Annotated in this window: 14 protein-coding genes; 12 read left to right on the top strand and 2 right to left on the bottom strand. The window is 43.4% G+C overall.

Annotated features, from left to right (window positions below; genetic code table 11):
* Nucleotides 1-78 precede the first annotated feature (78 nt).
* The 4 genes from PQG66_RS06150 (at nt 79) to map (ending at nt 5,244) form a co-directional block, all read left to right on the top strand.
* Nucleotides 79-1,995: a beta-glucoside-specific PTS transporter subunit IIABC gene (locus tag PQG66_RS06150; RefSeq protein ID WP_272036166.1), complete on the top strand. Its 1,917-nt coding sequence runs from the start codon at nt 79-81 to the stop codon at nt 1,993-1,995.
* Between the two features lie 43 nt (nt 1,996-2,038).
* Complete coding sequence (gene licT / locus PQG66_RS06155) at nt 2,039-2,878, top strand: BglG family transcription antiterminator LicT (protein WP_272036168.1); 840 nt, start codon at nt 2,039-2,041, stop codon at nt 2,876-2,878.
* Between the two features lie 15 nt (nt 2,879-2,893).
* Nucleotides 2,894-4,348, top strand: coding sequence for a glycoside hydrolase family 1 protein (locus PQG66_RS06160; protein ID WP_272036171.1), 1,455 nt, complete (start codon nt 2,894-2,896; stop codon nt 4,346-4,348).
* Nucleotides 4,349-4,503: 155 nt separating this feature from the next.
* Entirely contained in the window at nt 4,504-5,244 is a 741-nt protein-coding gene (gene map, locus PQG66_RS06165; RefSeq protein ID WP_272036173.1) for a type I methionyl aminopeptidase, read from the top strand.
* Between the two features lie 163 nt (nt 5,245-5,407).
* Here map and PQG66_RS06170 read toward each other — a convergent pair whose 3' ends face one another.
* Together PQG66_RS06170 and PQG66_RS06175 are read right to left on the bottom strand one after the other, a co-directional pair.
* On the bottom strand, nt 5,408-6,619 hold the full coding sequence (locus PQG66_RS06170; RefSeq protein WP_272036175.1) for an NAD(P)/FAD-dependent oxidoreductase: 1,212 nt from the start codon (nt 6,617-6,619) through the stop codon (nt 5,408-5,410).
* A 150-nt stretch (nt 6,620-6,769) separates the two neighbouring features.
* Complete coding sequence (locus tag PQG66_RS06175) at nt 6,770-8,062, bottom strand: alkaline phosphatase (RefSeq protein WP_442955041.1); 1,293 nt, start codon at nt 8,060-8,062, stop codon at nt 6,770-6,772.
* A gap of 498 nt (nt 8,063-8,560) precedes the next feature.
* Between PQG66_RS06175 and PQG66_RS06180 the strand changes: the two genes are divergently transcribed.
* The 8 genes from PQG66_RS06180 to PQG66_RS06215 all read left to right on the top strand — a co-directional run bounded on the left by PQG66_RS06180 (nt 8,561) and on the right by PQG66_RS06215 (nt 20,662).
* Complete coding sequence (locus PQG66_RS06180) at nt 8,561-9,859, top strand: NCS2 family permease (RefSeq protein ID WP_272036177.1); 1,299 nt, start codon at nt 8,561-8,563, stop codon at nt 9,857-9,859.
* 365 nt (nt 9,860-10,224) lie between these two features.
* Nucleotides 10,225-12,603: a glycoside hydrolase family 95 protein gene (locus PQG66_RS06185; protein ID WP_272036179.1), complete on the top strand. Its 2,379-nt coding sequence runs from the start codon at nt 10,225-10,227 to the stop codon at nt 12,601-12,603.
* Between the two features lie 149 nt (nt 12,604-12,752).
* On the top strand, nt 12,753-13,775 hold the full coding sequence (locus PQG66_RS06190; protein ID WP_272036182.1) for a LacI family DNA-binding transcriptional regulator: 1,023 nt from the start codon (nt 12,753-12,755) through the stop codon (nt 13,773-13,775).
* 245 nt (nt 13,776-14,020) lie between these two features.
* Nucleotides 14,021-14,884 (top strand): ABC transporter permease, encoded by an 864-nt coding sequence (locus PQG66_RS06195; protein WP_272036523.1) that lies wholly within the window; start codon nt 14,021-14,023, stop codon nt 14,882-14,884.
* 15 nt (nt 14,885-14,899) lie between these two features.
* Nucleotides 14,900-15,787: a carbohydrate ABC transporter permease gene (locus tag PQG66_RS06200; protein WP_272036185.1), complete on the top strand. Its 888-nt coding sequence runs from the start codon at nt 14,900-14,902 to the stop codon at nt 15,785-15,787.
* Nucleotides 15,788-15,840: 53 nt separating this feature from the next.
* A complete protein-coding gene (locus tag PQG66_RS06205) occupies nt 15,841-17,484 on the top strand; it encodes an extracellular solute-binding protein (RefSeq protein ID WP_272036187.1) in 1,644 nt (547 codons plus the stop codon).
* A 16-nt stretch (nt 17,485-17,500) separates the two neighbouring features.
* On the top strand, nt 17,501-18,859 hold the full coding sequence (locus tag PQG66_RS06210) for a glycoside hydrolase family 30 protein (RefSeq protein WP_272036189.1): 1,359 nt from the start codon (nt 17,501-17,503) through the stop codon (nt 18,857-18,859).
* A gap of 168 nt (nt 18,860-19,027) precedes the next feature.
* Nucleotides 19,028-20,662 (top strand): response regulator, encoded by a 1,635-nt coding sequence (locus PQG66_RS06215; RefSeq protein ID WP_272036191.1) that lies wholly within the window; start codon nt 19,028-19,030, stop codon nt 20,660-20,662.
* Nucleotides 20,663-20,674: the final 12 nt, after the last annotated feature.

The raw sequence follows: 20,674 nt of genomic DNA on the forward strand, positions 1-20,674 counted from the left end.
ATTGGGTGGTTTGTATATTTATTATACCCGCCCAATTTAGGCCTTTTTTTATGCACAATTTCAGGGTGAGGTGTTTAGATGAATTACAAAGAGACCGCTAAGACGATACTTGAAAAGATAGGCGGACAAGAAAATATCAATGATTTTCTCCACTGTTCCACCCGGTTAAGAATTCATTTGAAAGATCCAAAACAAGCAAAGACCGAAGAAATTAAAGCCATGGACGCAGTTATGGGCGCGGTATACAGCGGAGGACAATATCAGATTATTATCGGCAATGATGTAAGCTATGTATATAATGAGCTCAAGCAAATGATCAACATAACTACGAATGAAAATCCGGAGCCAAATAAGAAAAGAGATATGAGTTTCAAAGGCTTGTTTGAGAGCTTTGCCGGATTGATTACGGGAATTTTCCAGCCGATCATTCCAGCAATCGCAGCGGCGGGGATGTTTAAAGCTTTGCTTTTACTGTGCACATCGCTTGGTATACTCTCTAAAGAAAGTCAGATATACGCATTATTGCTTAATATCGCTGATTCAGCGTTTTATTTTCTGCCTGTATTGCTGGCATACTCAAGTGCACAGAAATTCAAAACTAACCCTTATATTGCTGCTACACTAGCCGGGGTTCTACTACATCCTAAAATGATTGCATTACTTGGAGGAGAAGTACCCGTACAAATCGCTGGTATTCCTGTACCGAATATCAGCTATGCGTCCAGCGTTTTACCCATCATTCTGACCGTATGGCTCATGTCTTATGTCGAGAAATTCGCTGATCGGATCTCTCCAGGACCAGTGAAGATCTTCCTTAAACCTCTTATTGTTATTCTTGTCATGGCACCACTGGCACTCACGGTTCTGGGGCCAATTGGTAACTATTTAGGTATAGGGTTGTCTGACGGGTTATTCTGGATCCAAGGTAAAATCGGTTGGTTAACCGTTGTAATATTGGCTGTATTCCTTCCATTTATCGTGATGTTCGGCATGCACAAAGTGTTTTATCCCGTTATTTTCGCAGCCATGGTTTCACCAGGATATGAAACATTGATTCATAGTGCGATGCTTTCTTCTAATATGGCGCAAGGAGCTGGAGCACTTGCTGTCTGGTACTTGGCTAAAGATAAAAAATTAAAACAAGTTGCTTTACCGGCCGGTATATCTGGATTGTTCGGTATTACCGAACCAGCCCTGTACGGAGTACATTTACGTCTCAAACGCACTCTGGTAGCTTGTATGATTGGTGCAGGGTCAGCGGGACTTTTTGCTGGTATTGTCAACTTGAAAGCTTATGCAGCAGTAGGGCCGGGGCTTGCTTCCTTACCGATGTTTATCGGGGCTGAAAATAACTTTACCTATGCGCTCATTACCGCAGCTATTTCGATCGTTGTTACTCCAATTGCCGTTTATTTCATTGGCTTTAATGATCCTGCAACAGCAGATACGGCAATCGATCCATCTGGTAAACATCCTGAATCTGGTGATTCTAATAAAGTAGAGACTATATTAGCAGCGCCAAAGAAAGAGAAACTTCATTCAAGACGGGTTGTTTTCTCCCCGATTGAAGGAGAGGTGATACCGTTAAAAGCGGTGAACGATGAAGCGTTTTCCCAAGAAGCGATGGGGAAAGGTATGGCGATTAAACCTGCCAAGGGGCAAGTCGTTGCTCCCTTCGATGGAACAGTGCAAACCGTATTTCGAACAAAACATTCCATCGGCTTGAAATCACTAGATGGCATTGAACTTCTAATTCACATCGGAATTGATACCGTCAAATTAAAAGGGCAACATTTCAATGTTATTGTCGAAGAAGGAGACACTGTGAAACATGGTCAACTTCTGATTGAATTCGATATGGAAGCCATTGAAAAAGCAGGCTTTGACACAACAACACCGATTATTGTAACAAACAGTGGTGATTATCTTGAAATCCTTGGACATGAGAAATCCGAACAAATAGGACATGAGACGCCACTTATAACCATTTTGTAATAATATGGGGTGAAATTCACCCTGAACGTAGAGGAGCATGGATATGAGAGTAGTTAAGGTTCTCAATACTAGTATTGTTTTGGCCAAACGTAATGACAGTAAAGAGGTTATTGCCATGGGCAAGGGAATCGGATTCAGGAGCAGGCCAGGGGACATCATTAACGAAAGTGAAATTGAAAAAGTTTACGTCGTTGAGAATGAAGGGATGTCCTCCGATATGACTGCGCTGATGAAAGAGACGCCGAAAGAGTATTTAATTTTGGCAGACGAAATCATATCCTATGCGAAACAAGTATTATCGCGGGATCTCAGTGATAATCTATACTTTTCGTTAACAGACCACCTTCATATGGCTGCCAAACGTTTCAAATCGAATATTACGATACAAAATCGAATGTTATGGGAAGTGCAGAAATTTTACCCACAAGAATTTCTCATTGGGAAGCAGGCACTGAAATTTATAAAAGATAGACTGGAACTTGATCTTCCTGAAGAAGAGGCAGCTAACATCGCCTTCCACCTGGTCAATGCACAGCAGACGGAGCAGAACATGAGCCAGGTCATGATGATGACAAACACCGTGAAGGATATTCTTAACATTATTCGTATTCATTATGGAATTGAACTGGACACCTTAAGCATTAACTATTCTCGCTTTTTAACCCATTTACAGTTTTTTGTTCAGCGATTACTGGAGAACACGATGCTTGAATCCAAAGATGATGAATTGCTTGAGCGAATCTCTAACAAATATCCAGAAGAAAGTAACTGTGTTTCCAAGATCAATAATTATATCGGCGCGAAATTTGAACGCTATATGTCTAAGGAAGAGAGATTGTATCTCATCATTCACATTAGCCGTGTGATGGACAGAGCGCATTAACAGGAGGATAATGATATGAAGACCACCAGAACTTTTCCCGAAGGATTTCTATGGGGCGGAGCTATAGCAGCGAATCAGGCTGAAGGTGCCTGGAACTTAGCAGGGAAAGGTGTTTCCACAGCTGATCTCGCTATGAATAAGAAGAATATAAGCAAGGGTGACTATAAAAAGCAAAACGCTGTGAGTTCTGAGGAGTTGGAAGTCGCTCTTCAGGATCAGTCTACCGTGAATTATCCGAAACGAAGAGGAATTGACTTCTATCATCGTTATCCAGAGGATCTTGCTTTAATGGGTGAGATGGGCATTAAAACGTTACGCACGTCCATTGCGTGGACACGGATTTTCCCGAATGGCAATGAAACGAATGCAAACGAAGAAGGTTTGCTTTTCTACGATCGCCTTTTTGATGAGATGATTAAAAATGGCATTGAACCTCTGGTTACCTTGTCTCACTATGAGATGCCGATGTATCTGGTCGATCATTATGGTGGATGGACATCCAGAGAGGTTGTTGATTTCTTTGTACGCTTCAGTACAACAGTATTCAATCGTTATAAAGATAAAGTAAAATATTGGATCACTTTTAATGAAATTGATGGCATCGTGCGTCATCCGTTTACCAATGGTGGTATTGTTCCAGATCGGTTCGAGAATGTTGAGCAAGCAGTATACCAATCGCTGCATCACCAATTCATTGCGAGTGCTTATGCGGTAAAGCTATGTCATGAGATAATTCCAGATGCCCAAATCGGTTGTATGCTGACAAGCCTGTTGCACTATCCTCACACATGTAATCCGCTGGATGTACTGGCTGCACATAAAAATAATCAATTTAATCTGTTCTTTACCGATGTGCAGGTGCGTGGTGCTTACCCAGGTTACATCGAGAGATATTTTAGAGAGCAAGGAATCATTATTGAAAAAGCTGAAGGCGACAGTGAGTTGCTAAAAGAGTATACCGCTGACTTCATATCATTCAGTTACTATAACTCCTTTGTGGCGAGTGCAGATAGTGAGGGGCTGGAAACGGTTAGCGGCAATACGATGGGCGGAGTGAAAAACCCTTACCTGCCTGTCAGTGATTGGGGATGGCAGATCGATCCGATTGGTCTAAGACTTGTGCTTAACAATCTGTACAGCCGTTATCAGATACCTTTGTTTATCGTTGAAAATGGCATTGGTGCTTATGATACCATTGAAGAGGACGGTACAATCAGCGATCCTTATCGCATTGAATACCTGCGTTCTCATATCGAACAAATGCATGAGGCTTTACTGGACGGTGTTGAAATTATGGGGTATACCGTCTGGGGAATCATCGATCTGATCAGCTATTCCTCTTCCGAAATGGAAAAACGCTACGGTCTGATCTACGTCGACCAGGATAATGACGGAAACGGCACGCTGGAGCGAAGACGGAAAGAAAGTTTCTTCTGGTACCAAAATTTGATTTCTAATAACGGATTATAACTAACGACAGAAGGGTGAACAACGGTTCACCCTTTTTATTAATAAATAATAGAATGTATGATTGCTTTTTCGACGCAAAATGTTGCAAAGTGAATGTATTTATGTTGGAATGAGATGAACGTTGACAATGAAGAAGGATCGTGAGGTAACTAGTTATGATTGCAAAAACTGAAGAAGATTTTAATGGGTTGAAAGAAATTGGAAGAATTGTAGCTTATATTCGAGATACGTTGGTTGAACGTACGGTTCCGGGTGTAACGACGAAAGAGCTGGATGATTTGGCTGGAGAACTGTTTGAGAAGGAGGGTGCAGTATCTGCTCCCATAAGTGAATATAACTTTCCTGGTTATACGTGCATTAGTGTGAATGAAGAAGTCGCTCACGGGATTCCGGGGGATCGGGTAATCCAGGAAGGGGATATCGTCAACATCGACGTTTCGGGCTCCAAAAACGATTACTTCGCGGATACAGGTATCTCATTTGTTGTTGGTCAAGGGGAGGAAATATTGACCAAAGTATGCAACGTAGCGAAACTGGCTTTTGAAGCAGGACTGAAAAAGGCTAATCCCGGCTCCAAAAAAAGTGGTATCGGCAAAGCCGTTTTCTTGACAGCTCGCCAGCACGGGTTGACGGTTATTCGCAATCTTACAGGCCACGGAGTAGGTCGTGCAATTCACGAAGCACCGGACCACATCTACAATTACAATGATACTTCGGATGATGAGTTGCTCAAAGAAGGCATGGTCATTGCCTTCGAACCCTTCATTTCTACTTCTGAAGAAGAAGTGTATCAAAAGGGAGATGGATGGACGTTTGCTACTAAAAACAGCCATGTCGCTCAGATTGAACATACGATCATCCTGTCGAAACAAGGGCCGATCATCATTACGCTGTAATTTCATGGTCCGATAAATAATTGAAAAGATTAACTGAAAAGCCGATTCCACATCAGGAATCGGCTTTTGACTTGTAGAACCGTTAAGCATAATACCACTTTGGTGCAAACTCTTTGCATTATTAAAGTTTCCATATTCGTGAAACGAATTAAGAAGTAGTTTTTTATACAAGCGGTCTGGTCTGCAAATACATATCCATATCCGGGCTGGAGCCGTGCAATATGTGATCCGTTACAATCTTGGCCAGCACGCCGTTATATACTGTTCCGTTGTCACCGTATGCCATAATCACATAACAATGCGGATATGACTCATATTGACCAATTACCGGCAGGCCGTCATGTGTCCCACCGTAGAATGCACCTAAGTAATATTCTGGTTCCACTTGAATCGTCGGAAATAGCTTGGTAAACTCGTTAATCAGTTTATCTTTACTTGCCAGAATTTTGGAATCCCTTGTTTCGGCGTAGGCTGTATCTTTATCCATGCCACCTATGATAATACGGTTATCTGGGGTCGTGCGCATGTAAACATATGGACGTGCTGTTTCCCATATTAATGTACGTTGGTACCACTGATCCAAGTCGGATACGGGTTTGGTAATAACAGCATAGGAGCTGGATAGTGTCGCATTTTTCTCCACCTTAAAATCTTGATCTTCGTACCCTGCGGCGATAATGACATGTTTGGCACGAATTTCTCTGCGTTCTTTCGTGTAGAAAATAGCTGAATCTGGTTCAAAACGTTTACCCGATATTTCAGTTTCCTCGTAGATTCGTACGCCTTCTGCTTTGGCTTTTTCCAAAAGTCCATATACAAATTTTAACGGGTTCATCTCCGCATCATTATAATAATAAAGCGCAGCTGATTTAGAGAAGGGGTATGCTCTAGATATACGCTGTTCATCCCACAATTCTACGTTAAATCCATGTTTCTGTAGAAGCGCATATTCTTCCTGTAATGATGGGATATCTTCTTTGTAACTAGCATAGTACAGACTGTCACGCCGAATAAAATCAGGTTCAATCGGAAGTTGACTGCTTATTTGCTCAATATGATTGATCGATTGCTCACACAGCTTCAGATGACGGGCGGCTATATCTTCACCGAATGTATGTTTCAAAGATACAAAGCTTTTCTCTCCAGCATACTGAATTAATGCAGTATTAGAGCTTGTGCTGCCTTCTCCAACCTTGCGCTTGTCCACCACAACAACGGATAATCCTTGATTACATAAAAAATGAGCACACTGTGCACCCGAACTGCCCGCACCGATAATCAGAACATCACAGACAATATTCTCCTCCAGCTTCGGGTAAGAAGGAGGGGATGCTACTGTGGTTGGCCAATATAATTTTCCGCTCTGCAGATCCATCTCGATCTCTCCTTAGATATATTCGGTACGTAGTATGGGCACTTTACTGGAAGTCAATACAATAAACCCCCTTTCTTTCAATTGAAAGAATAGGGGGCTGCATGAAAATAGATGAGATTTGATGAGTTATTTCACACATCTATTTATCTTTTACTTTGCTTTTTTCAAAATGTCGAAAATGACTTTAGCGTTATCCGTATTATCAATCAATCCAGAGAAGCGGTCACTTCCCGGACCATAAGCGTACACAGGTACATCTTCACCTGTATGGCCGCCCGTTGTCCACCCTGTGAAAGAACGGTTATTAATAATAGCTTCGATTGCATTGTCAATTTCGGTAACATCTGTACTTTGAGCAGCATCCTTCACGGATTGGATCTCTTCAGTTGTCAACTTGAGTTTGAGATATTTTTTCAGAGTTTCTTCAACAGAAGCTCCTTTGGCAATCTGAGCAGCCATGAAGTCAGGGGTACGTGTTGCGGCCTTGATTGGATCAACGAAGAAATTATATTCACCATCTTTGCCGAGTGTAAGGCCACCAGTAGAGTGGTCAGCAGTAGCTACTACAAGGGTATGACCATCTTTTTTCGCGAAGTCGATCGCTGCCTTGAAAGCTTTGGCGAAATCCTCCATTTCACTCATAGCTCCAACGATATCATTATCATGACCTGCCCAGTCAATCTGACTACCTTCTACCATAAGGAAGAAACCATTTTTGTTTGTTTTCAGGCGATCGATAGCCGAATTCGTCATCTCTGCTAGGGAAGGCGTTGCATTCGTACGATCAATATATTTATCCAGACCGCCATCTGCAAACAGACCGAGGACTTGTTTGTTTTTGTTCGCAAGCAAAGATGCACGGTCGGTTACATAACTATAACCTGCTTTTTGGAACTCTTTTGTAAGATCACGGTCTTTGCGAACAAAATTGGTTTTTCCTCCGCCCAAAAGGACATCAACCTTGTGTTTTCCATTAATCATTTCGTCGAAATAGTCGTTTGCAATAGCATCCATGTTTTTGCGGCTGATATCATGAGCACCAAAGGCAGCTGGGGTTGCGTGAGTGATCTCCGACGTGGCTACCAGACCTGTGGATTTACCGATTTGTTTAGCTTGCTCCAATACCGTTTTCACGGACTTTTGATGCGTGTCCACTGCGATTGCTGCATTATATGTTTTCACACCAGATGACATGGCAGTTGCTGCAGAAGCGGAATCGGTAACATTTTGCTTGTCATCATCAGGGTAGGTCATTTGAGCACCTACTAGATAAGGGTCAAACACCGTTTTTTCCATCATTTTGGTCGAAGGGTTATCTTTCATGTAACGGTAAGCAGAGGTATATGTAGTTCCCATACCATCTCCGATCAGAAAAATAATATTTTTGATTTCTTTTTTCTCTGGGCCTGCGGCATAAGCGGTACTTGCTTGTCCAACAGACAAGAGGGAAGAGGCTGATACAGCCAAGGTAAGGGCTAATGCTGGCCATGCTTTTTTGGTTAATTTCAAAATAATTCCTCCTTAGAATATATCAATATGAATGCATGAAGCTTTATTCATTTGTTGGTCCTTATGAAGATTAGCATCCATCTGTAAAAAAAAACCACTACAATTGTAAGATAATTGTAAAATAACATATGTCATAAATAGAGTATAATCACAAAATAAACGAATAAAATTAGTATTCAATCCGTAAATAGTTCGTAAATAATGTGAACAAGGACGTATTTTCATTGACAATGGGGCTCATATTTAATAAAATTCGAAATGGACATCAGGTTAGAAATAGAAAAGGTTATCCTATCTTTAATTCGGAGTTATACAGATCCTAATGACGAATATAGGAGCTTTAGAGATCAATTCCTATATGTGATTGGGATTTTTTGTTTTTCCTTTAAGGATTCGGGAAGAAAACTATGAAAGTTGGAGGCTGGCTTTAAGATGGACAACTGGTTCAAGCTCAAAGAAAGAGGCACCACCGTATCAACCGAAATTATTGCAGGTATTACTACATTTTTCACGATGGTATACATTGTAATTGTGAATCCTGGTATTCTCAGTGGCACAGGAATGAGCTTTAACGGGGTGTTTATTGCTACCATTCTGGCCAGTATCGTCGCAACACTAATTATGGGACTGTGGTCGAACTACCCGATTGTCATCGCACCGGGTATGGGGTTAAATGCGTTTTTCGCTTTTAGTGTCGTTCAGGGGTATGGGGTAACCTGGCAAACGGCATTGGGGGCTGTATTTATTGCCGGTATTTTGTTTATCATTCTTTCTCTCACTTCATTTCGTTACATGCTGCTTGATGCCATTCCTGCAAGCCTCAAACATGCGATCACAGCTGGGATTGGTTTGTTTATTACGACAGTAGGGTTGCAGAACGCAGGAATTATTGCAGATTCCGAATCGAATCTGATTACACTCGGAGATCTGTCCCAGCCTATGACTTATCTCACGATTATCGGTTTAATTATAACGGTTACACTTATGGCCTACAATGTGAAAGGGTATTTGTTCATAGGCATGGTGATTACCGCAATCATTGCCTGGTTCATGGGACTATTTGAAATGCCAGCATCGATCGTAGCTATGCCGTCAGGACTTGGTGAAACGGCGTTCCAGATGGATTTGGCGAGTGTCTTCTCCAATGGACTGTACACCATTATTTTCACATTTTTATTAATTACACTGTTTGATACAACAGGCACCATGCTTGGTGTAGCGGAGCAAGCGGGACTATTGAAAGATGGGAGATTTCCTCGTTCCCGCGGTGCACTCCTGGCAGATGCTGTCGGTACTACGACTGGTGCAATGCTTGGTACAAGCCCAACGTCGGCTTATATTGAGTCCAGTACGGGTGTTGCAGCAGGGGGAAGAACAGGATTGACGGCGGTAACGGTAAGTATACTGCTCGCAGTAACGTTGTTCTTCAGTCCGATCGTGAGTGTGATTTCGAGTATCCCGGCAATTACATCTCCGGCTTTGATTATTGTAGGTTTCTTCATGATCAGTGTGATCGGCAAGATGAACTGGAGCGATCTTGAGGAGGCATTCCCAGCTTTCCTGATTATTATTCTGATGCCGCTGACGCACAGTATTGCAACAGGAATCGGAATTGGTTTTATCTTCTACCCGGTGCTGAAGCTGCTTCGGGGTAAAGGAAAAGATGTTCATCCGATATTTTATATTTTTGCGATACTGTTCTTCATTCAACTTGTATTCCTTGACCACTAAGAGATGAGTTGGGGTAGCTGAACTATTGGCAAAGAGAACGGCTTCTTAAGAAGCGGTTCTCTTTTTTAAATGGTCTTACGAATTGAACGAAGATAATTCACCATACAAGTACCCCAGGCCTAGAAAACCCTCTAAATAGATAGACAGATAGATAGACACCCTCATTTTAGAAGAATGTTGAAAAGATATTTCGGCATAAAGAGAATGATATGGAATATTATGGATTACATGTCATTCGTTCAACCTTTTCAAATCATTTTTTGTTAAATATATATCTTCCCTTCACATTGAAAGATATAATGATTTTTGAACAAGTAAAACTAAAGTTTTTCTAAAAAATGAGTGCATTCGGAGGTAACGATCGCATGAATATTCAGTTTGGCTCTCCAGCCACCTATTGGGTTGAAGCACTGCCTATCGGCAACGGCAAGTTGGGCGGAATGGTCTTTGGCGGTATTGAAAAAGAACGGATTGCATTAAATGAAGATACGTTATGGTCTGGTTATGCCCAGGACTGGAACAATCCAGAAGCACGAGAAGTATTGCCTCAAATTAGGGAACTAATCGCCCGTAAACAATATGTAGAGGCAGATCTGCTCAGTAAAAAAATGATGGGGCCGTTCACACAGTCTTACCTGCCGTTTGGTGATCTAGAGCTTGTGATGGAGCATGGGCAGTCATATGAACGCAAATCTTATCAGCGTAAGCTCGATTTGTCCACTGGTATTGTAAGCGTTTCCTATGTGGTTGGCGGCGTGCGTTATGATCGAGAGATGTTTGCTTCCCACCCGGATCAAGCTATCGTCATTCGTTTGACTTCTAGCAAGGAGGGAAGATTGAACTTTCGCACTCGACTGAGCAGTCCGTTGAGACACGACACCGTAGCTGCGAATGATCAATACGAACTTTTTGGAACGGCTCCTGAGTATGTATCGCCCAATTATCATGATGTTGAAGTGCCAGTCCGGTACGGAGACGCCGCATCTAATCGTGGAATGTCTTTCCATGGCAGACTGGCTGTATCACATACGGGAGGTACGCTGCATACAGGCAACAGTGGACTGCAAATCATCGGTGCAACGGAAGCGGTCATTTATTTTACGGGAGCTACAAGCTATATTTCAACGCCGCAAGCCAGCGATACGATCATCTCGCCTGAAGCTAAAACTGTGGACGTCATTCAACAGATCACAGCACACAAGTATGCTGACTTGCGTAACCGTCATGTGCAAGATCATCAGGCGTTATTCAATCGTATGCAATTGCATCTCGGCGACAGTGTTGCTCCTCAGGACATGCCTACGGATGAGCGCATCGAGAAGTACGGCAGCAGTGATCCAGGCCTGGTCGAGCTTTTGTTCAACTACGGCCGTTATTTGATGATCGCTAGCTCCAGACCTGGCTCACTGCCAGCCAACTTGCAGGGCATTTGGAACCAGGAGATACGCGCACCGTGGAGTAGCAATTATACATTGAATATTAATGCTGAGATGAATTATTGGCCTGCAGAGACATGTAATATGGCTGAATTACACGAACCATTGCTTGATTTTATTGGCAAACTTGCAGAGAACGGACGGAAAACAGCTGAAGTGAACTATGGCGCTCGAGGTTGGGTAGCTCATCATAATGCGGATATCTGGGGACAAACAGCTCCGGTTGGTGATTATGGTGCTGGTGATCCGGTATGGGCACTGTGGATGATGGGCGGCGTATGGCTGACGCAGCATCTGTGGGAGCATTATGCTTTCTCAGAAGATAAAGATTTTTTGCAAGAAACGGGTTATCCACTGATGAAGGAGGCCGCTTTGTTCTGCTTGGACTGGCTCATTGAGAATAAAGAAGGCTATTTGATCACTTCACCATCCACATCACCGGAGATGAAATTTGTTGTGAACGGTGAACATGCGGCTGTCAGTGAGGCGACTACGATGGATCTATCACTCATTGCCGAGCTATTTGATAACTGCATCGAAGCAGCAGAAGTGTTGCAGACGGATGCCGAATTCGCAGAACTTCTTCGAGCGAAGAGAGAGCAGATTCTTCCTCTCCAGGTTGACGCAAAAGGGCGCCTTCAGGAGTGGAGCGAGGATTTCACGGAGGAAGACCCGCAGCACCGCCATGTATCTCACCTCGTAGGTGTATTCCCGGGACGACTGATTACACACAAAAAATCGCCTGATCTGATGAAGGCTGCTCGCACGTCACTGGAGATTCGCGGCGATGGGGGCACAGGTTGGAGTCTTGGCTGGAAAATTGGTTTATGGGCTCGTTTTGGAGAGGGCAATCGTGCAGAGCAGCTCATCTCTAATCTGCTAACCCTCGTTAAAGCCTCTGAGCCGGGCAAACATGAGCAAGGCGGCGTATATGCCAACCTGTTTGATGCTCATCCACCGTTCCAGATCGATGGGAACTTTGCAGCAACTGCGGGGATCGCCGAGATGCTGCTGCAATCTCATCAGGGATATCTGGAGTTCCTTCCAGCATTACCTGAACGTTGGTCTACAGGTTCGGTCAAAGGATTGAGAGCAAGAGGCGGATTCGAAGTCAGCCTACGCTGGGAGAACGGCAAGCTGATCGAAGCAGAAATCCTCTCGCATACAGGCAAGACATGTTATTTGCAGTCTGAACCTGGTCTAATAGTTCACCAAGGCGATACAGTTGTGCAAACCACCCCGGAAAAAGACGATCAAGTAAGCCTGTCCACACAAAAAGGACAAACGTATACCCTTCAATATGATTAGACTGGATAAAAACCCTGTACCACCGCTGATCTTTATGGGTCAGCGGTTTTCATTTTTAAAGGTGGAGCAGATAAGTGTTGTGTTGAAAACGGTTTTATGGTATTTTGAATTTACAATAAAAACGTTTTAATAGTAAAGGAATCTGATCAATGGGAAAAATCACAATCAAAGATGTAGCAAGAGAAGCTGGTGTTTCGATCTCTACTGTTTCAAACGCCTTAAACGGTGTCGATGTCCTGAATCCAGAAACGAAGTCTCATGTGCTCAAGGTGGCGCAGCGTTTGAATTACATTCCGAATCTGAATGGCAAACTGTTGAAATCAGGTCAGACGAAAATGCTTGGTTTTTTCACTACGAGTGTGTCAGGTCCTTATTTCTACAAGCTGGTTGAAGCCATGTCGCGTGAATGTGACCGTCTAGGTTATGGGCTGAATGTGTTTGTGACAAAAGATAAACATGTCATTATGAGCAATATTCTCGGTAGACGAGTCGATGGAGTGATCATCTATGAAGAGCTCCGAATAGATGAACAGGACATTCTATCGATGAAAAAAGACAAGATTAAAGCGGTCTTTCTGGACCGCATCTACGAGAGTGAAGGGATGGGAAGTATCATCTTTGACTCTTATGTAGCGAGCTATGAAGCAACGAAATATCTGATTGGGCTCGGTCACCAAAAGATTGCCTATATATCCGGCGTAGATGAGATGTTTGACAGCGCACAGCGTAGAGAAGGGTATCTGGCCGCCCTGCGTGAATATGAGCTTCCAATGGATGAAGACTACATCATCCAGGGATATTTCGAGGAAGAGGCTACCTACAACGCAATCAAATCATTCATTCATCTGCATGCAGGCAAGCTCCCTGATGCTTTTCTAGCTGGTAATGACCTGAGTGCAATAGGATGTATTCAAGCATTGAAATCCCACGGGTATGAGGTGCCAAGTGACATTAGTGTGGTCGGATTTGACGATATTGATATCGCAGCATATTATTCTCCACCGCTAACAACGGTACGCAATCAAATCGCTAGACAAGGTATTTTAGCGGTGACACAATTAGTCAATATGATTAAGGGAGAGGAACGGGGATCAGCGCATAAGCTGGCAGGAGAACTTGTCGTGCGTGGTTCAAGTCATGTGAGAATCAACCGGAGAGAGGCCCGCAAATAATGAATGAAGGACACTACTCCTCGGTTTATTTTTAATTCAGAGACAAGAGAAGGGAGTTTTTGGTCAGAAATAAAAACGTTTTTATGATTTTGAACCTAATCAGAGAGGAGCAACGCAATATGAGTCAGCTCACGACCAGTGCATCCCGTGAACAGAAGCCTCCTACGCCCGGCAGCAAAAAGTCATTCAAACTTCGTTTCAGAACGTTTTGGCTCGATTTCGCCAGACAGTGGGAGATTCAGTCCATGGTTCTACCTGGGATCCTGTTCATGATTGTTTTCTGTTACATACCGATCTACGGATTAACGATTGCGTTCAAAAATTACACCGTCATTGATACCTTGTCTAGTGCCCCTTGGGTGGGTCTGGATAACTTCAGAATCATCATGTCAGATAAATACTTCTGGGATGCTGTGGTGAATACACTTGGCATCAGCTTTTTGAAACTGGGGATCGGCTTTGTTATTCCGATTATTCTAGCGATCATGATCTATGAGTTAAACAGCGGACGATTCAAGAAATTCGTGCAAACGGTTTCATATTTGCCTCACTTTCTCTCTTGGATTGTACTAGGTGGCATGCTGATCACCTGGTTCTCCACAACCGGATTGTTCAACGAATTGCTCCTTGGGCTAGGAATCATTTCACAGCCGCAAAATATTTTACTGGATGCAGGGAAATACTGGTGGATCGCCACGTTATCCGATATCTGGAAAGAAGCCGGCTGGGGAACGATCTTGTACCTCGCCATCATGTCAAAGATCGATCCTACGTATTACGAGGCCGCCAAAATCGATGGAGCCAGCCGGATACGTCAGATATGGAACATAACCTTACCGAATATGAAATCGATCATCAGCCTGAATCTAATCCTGACCGTTAGTGGACTGCTCGGCTCCAATCTCGACCAGACACTTGTACTGATGAACTCGCAGAACCGTGAAAAGGCTGAAGTCATTAATTCCTATGTCTATCGTATGGGGATGTCACAGGGTGACTTTTCGTATGCTACAGCGGTAGGTCTGGGTGTTTCTATCGTCTCTGTAATCCTGCTCGTCACAGCAAACAAAATTACGAGCAAACTGAATGATAACCAGTCTGTGCTGTAGAAGGAGGTCTCCCTTGTGAATGGAAAAGTAGCCAAAGAAGATCTGGACAGCCGGATCTTTGATACTGTCAATATGATCCTGTTGCTGATCTGTACCATCGTCATTGTTGTGCCGCTCTGGAATGTAATCATCTCCTCCTTTAGCTCTGGCAAAGCACTTGCAGAAGGTGGATTCATCTTCTGGTCACCGGAGTTCTCACTAGAAAACTATCGGGCCGTATTCAATGATTCAAACATCTGGCAGGCATTCTTCATCTCTGTCTCCAAAACCACGATCGGTGTCGTAACACACGTATTCTTCTGTGCTATGGTCGGATATGGTTTGAGTAAAAAGTACTTGAAAGGCCGTAAGTTGTACGTAGCTATGGGCGTTATTACGATGTTTTTCTCCGGGGGGATGATTCCAACCTATCTCCTGATCAAGTCACTAGGTCTTTTGAACAGCTTTTGGGTGTACATTATTCCGGCTTTGTTCAGCTTTTTCGATGTTGTTATCCTGATGAATTTCTTTCGAAATGTACCAGAATCACTCGAAGAGTCCGCCAAGATAGACGGGGCTGGGGACTGGCATATTTTTCTCAAAATCTTCATTCCGCTGTCTATGCCGGCGATGGCAACGATCGCTTTGTTTAACGGGGTAGGACAGTGGAACGACTTTATGACAACCAAGCTTTATATTACAGACCAGTCTCTATACCCATTACAGATGATGTTATATGAAATTATCGTGCAATCCCAGACACAGTCCATGCAAAATATTGGCGGGTCTGTTGTGATCGAAACGACAACCAAAGGAGTGCAGCTTGCCACTATTGTGATTACGACATTGCCAATTGTGCTGATCTATCCTTTGCTACAACGATATTTCATTTCAGGAATGATGCTTGGGGCCGTTAAGGAATAACATGATGCTTATTGAAATCAACCATTTTCAACCCATGACAAGGAGGAGATTACATGTTTAATGTTCGCAGGCTGTTAGGCAAAAAAGGAGTTAAAGGATGTGCAGCTTTACTATGTGCTGTATTAATGGTTACGGGATGCAGTGGAGGTTCAGATGGTTCAGGGGAAGGAAACTGGGTTTCTATTGAGAACCGCTATACCGTTGATCCGGAGAAACCCGCATGGCAACTGGATCAGAAAGAAGAAGTGACGGATCTGACCTGGTATGTTAATGCAGATTGGTGGAATACCGATTTTGGCAAAGACGTCGTCACGAAAAAGATCAAGGAAGATCTAAATATTAACATCAAATTCATCACAGGAGATGATACCAAATTAAATACGTTTTTCGCCGGTGGAGATATGCCTGACATGCTGACAGTGTTTGATTCTAATTCCCCGGTTGTGAACAAGGCGTCTACCTGGGCAATGCCTCTGAATGATTTGGCTGAAAAGTATGATCCCTACTTTAACAAGGTTGCTGCTGCCGACACGATGAAATGGTTCCAACAGGCGGATGGCAAAACCTATGGATATCCTAATTATTCGAACACACAAGATGATTATGATAGCGGTAACATCCCAGCCAAAACAGCTTTTATCATCCGTAAGGATGTGTATGAAACATTGGGTAGCCCGGACGTGGGAACTCCGGAGCAATTCCAAAGTGTGATGAAGCAGATCAAAGATAAATTCCCGTCGCTCATTCCGTTTGGCTTCAACGCCATCGGTGAGGGCACAGGTTCACTTGGGGATGCATTACAGGATTTCATTGGCGTTCCACTCGAAACGGAAAACGGTGAATTCTATGATCGTAATCTGGATGAAGATTATCTGACTTGGTTGAAGACGTTAAACGCTGTGTACAGGGATGGCAACATTAGTGATGACAGTTTTGCAGATGACGGTACAGCTTTTGAGGAAAAAGTGAAATCAGGTAAATATGCTACATTGCTGCTGGACGGTACTCCTCAACAGGGCGGTAACCTACAAATTTTCATGAGTGACAATGAAGGCAAAGAGTACATGGCCATTGATGGGCCGCAGAGTACGAAAGGGAATGCACCAACGCTGAATCAGTCCGGCATTACAGGCTGGATGATTAATTTTATTTCCAAAGATGCTAAAGACCCGGCCAAAGCGATGCAGCTTTTCACCTATTTGCTCAGCGAAGAAGGGCAGATACTGATGAACTACGGTATTGAAGGAGAGACGTTTAAGAAAAAAGCTGACGGAACCGTGCAATTGCTTCCTGAGGTAAAAGACATGCAATTGCATAACGCGGATCAATTCAAGAAGGATTATCGTCTAGGCGAGTTTATGTTCTTCGGTCATGACCGTCATAAAGCGCTGAGTGCGGATGCCTTCCCGGAATCCATCAAACAGATGCAGGAGTGGGGCAAAGGCAAGCTGACACCTCATTTTATACTCGAAAATGTGAATCCGAACTTGGGCACACCGGAAGCTCGTGCGTTGTCCGCGATTAATACGAAATGGAACTCAACCCTGGTGAGCATGTTACGTTCGAAGGATGATGCTTCGTTTGATAACGCTCTTGCAGCATATCAATCATTCCTAGAAGAAAACCGCTGGTCTGACATTGTAAAGATCCGTAGTGAGAAGATGAAGCAGAACAAAGAGAAGCTAAGCATTGAATAAATAGGAGGCCCTCGCGATGAAAACCTTTACCATATTTAAAACAACGGGTGAGAATGAATTATTCCAGTCCATAAGTCTGGATCAATGCCGTCCAATCTCATCTACGAATACAGACCCTTTAACCGTAACTGTGCGATTGGATGATCGCCAAACGTACCAGGAGATGGATGGGTTTGGAGCATCGTTTACAGATGCTTCAGCATATCTCATGCATCAGAAGTTAACAGAGGAACAGCGTACGGAAGCGATGACACGTCTATTTCATCCTACAGAAGGCATTGGATTGTCGGTGATTCGCAACCCGATGGGTGCTTCTGATTACGCCCGTACGGTTTATAGTTACAATGATCTGCCTGACGATCTTACAGATCCGGAACTAGCCAAATTTAGCATTGCGCATGATGAAGCGGATATCATTCCGTTAACTCAGCAGGCACTTGAACTCAATCCCGAGTTGAAACTGTTCGCTTCCCCATGGAGTGCACCTGGCTGGATGAAAACCAGTGGCTCCATGATGACTGGAGAACTAAAGCCTGAATGGTATTCGGTATATGCTCATTATTTTGTAAAATATATTCAGTCATACGCAGCACATGGTCTACCAATCTATGCGATTACACCGCAGAATGAGGCTTTGTACGAACCTACGCATTATCCCAGCATGTTGATGCCAGCTGAAGCACAAGCTGATTTTATTCTGCATCATCTCAAGCCAGCATTCGTGCGTAACAACGTGTTCACGAAAATTCTCTGTTATGACCATAACTGGGATCGTCCAGATTATCCACTAACGGTGCTTGAGAAAGCTGGTGAAGCAGTAGATGGAGTAGCCTGGCATTGGTATGGAGGCGATGCGTCAGCGCAATCGACCGTATACGAGGCTTTTGCTGGAAAAGAAGTTCATTTCACTGAAGGTTCCGGCGGAGAGTGGATTCCACCCTTTGAACAGGCATTCTCCAATGTCATCCGAACCGGGATTCAGATCCTGCGTAACTATAGTAAGTCGATGATTCTGTGGAATATGGCGCTGGATGAACACAATGGCCCTACTGTACCCGGATTTGGTCGGAGCACCTGTCGCGGTATTGTACAGATTAATCAGCAGACAGGAGAACTCATCTACACGCTGGATTATTACGCGCTGGCCCATTTCAGTGCAGTAATTCGTCCAAGAGCAGTTCAGATTCAATCAGTCTCCAGCGATACTTCCGTATACTCTGTAGCCTTTCGCAACACGGATGGAAGTACAGCTCTTGTACTGTTCAATGATGGGCAGGAAGCCAGACCGATCCAGATCGAGTTGCAAGGTCAAGAGTTGCTATGTGTAAACATGGAGTCGAAATGCGCTATATCCATCATCATACGAAATGACTAATAATATCTTCCATGAAGATCGCCAAATCTGGCGATCTTTTATCTTTTTTATGACGCTTGGAAGGGGATTTCATGGATAAAGTCCGAATAAATTAGAAGACGGAAAACACACGCCTATGAATACCTGGAATGATGGCTCATAGATCAAAACTAACGTTGGAGGATATTCATGTATAAACTGCTGATTGTAGAGGACGAACTGCTGATGCGGGTTGGTATTCGTTCTATGTTGAACTGGGAAGAGTACGGCTTTTACGTGTCGGGTGAGGCCTGTAACGGGAAAGAAGCATTAGAGATTGCTTTAGAAAAAGTTCCAGATCTGATTATTACGGACATTCGGATGCCGGTCATGGACGGTTTACAATTTATCAAAGAAGCATCACAGTCGTTAAAGTACTGTAAATACGTCATACTGAGTAATTTTGATGAACTGCAATATGTGAAAAAGGCTCTAAAGCTAGGGGCTACGGATTACCTGATTAAAAGTGAAATCAATGAGCAATCACTCATCCAGCTTCTGAGGAGTGTTCGGAGCAAGCTTGAAAGTGAACAAAATCTACATCGTGATTCACCACATGTAAATTCGGATTATTATAAGAGCATCCGTTACCTCAAGGACAGCTTTTTCCAAGATATTGTAAGCGGATTCACGAATGAAAAAGAATTGAATAGCCAAGTGGCAGAATTACAATTTCGTATTCAATCCGAACGTCTGGTGGCTATCAAATTCATCGTTAATCATTATGAACAGCTCAAGCGAAAATACATTGAGAAAGGAGAAAAGTTGCTCCGCTTCTCGATCCTTAACATCATGGAAGAAGTCATTCCATCCCGCTGGGCAAAGGAAATCTTTGTGGAGAGCTCTTCTGAGTACTGGGTGGTTGTCAACGTAAATTCGGATATGGATTCGGATGTATATGGTGACCTGAATAAGCTGATCCGCAAAATCATGGCCTCGATGAAGGATTTTATGAATCTGTCCATTACAGCAGGTGTGAGCTCGGTAGTGTCCGGTTTCACCTCGTTACGGAGTGCGTGTCGGGAAGCAGAGTCTGCTCTTAAGGAGAGATTTTTTACTGGTGGCAATCAGATTCTACATGTTAAAGATGTACGTGAAGCACCGAGTAGGGAAGAAGTGGTGATCCTCTTAAACCCTGAGCAAGAACAGCATTTCATGAAGTGTTGTATCAGCAAGAATAGGGAAAGCGCCGAGTTGTTTCTGGAGGACATACGCACGAACCTGAAGAACATCCGAGCAGACGAGAATAGTATTCGCAAGCAATACATTACAGTGCTCGAAACGATGCATGCCCACTTGCTGAACACTACGTCACGGAAGAAAATTTTGATGACGGAGAAATCCCCCTATGAAATTGTACTGAATGGGGAGCATTGGAATGAAATACATCGAGATGTGATGATGCATATCACGGAAACGTTTAACGCCAGTGCTCCAGCTACGCACGAACTCAAATACACCGATCTCGCCACTGACATCATCAACACATATTATGCAGAGGATCTCTCGCTGCAGAGTGTGGCAGGCCAGATTAATGTTCACCCCTCGTATCTAAGTCGATTGTTCAAACAGCAAAAGGGAGAAAATTTCATCTCTTATTTAACCAGGACTCGCATTGAACACGCGAAGGCCTATTTACTGAGTAAAGAGCTGAAAGTATATGAAATCGCGGACAAAGTAGGTTATCACAACTACACATATTTCAGCAAAATTTTCAAAAAAACGACGGGCCTTACACCAGAAGAATATCGAGAACAACAGCACTCCCATATAACCCGCGAATAGAGGTGCACTCGG

Source organism: Paenibacillus sp. JJ-100 (genome assembly GCF_948329825.1).
GTDB lineage: Bacteria > Bacillota > Bacilli > Paenibacillales > Paenibacillaceae > Paenibacillus.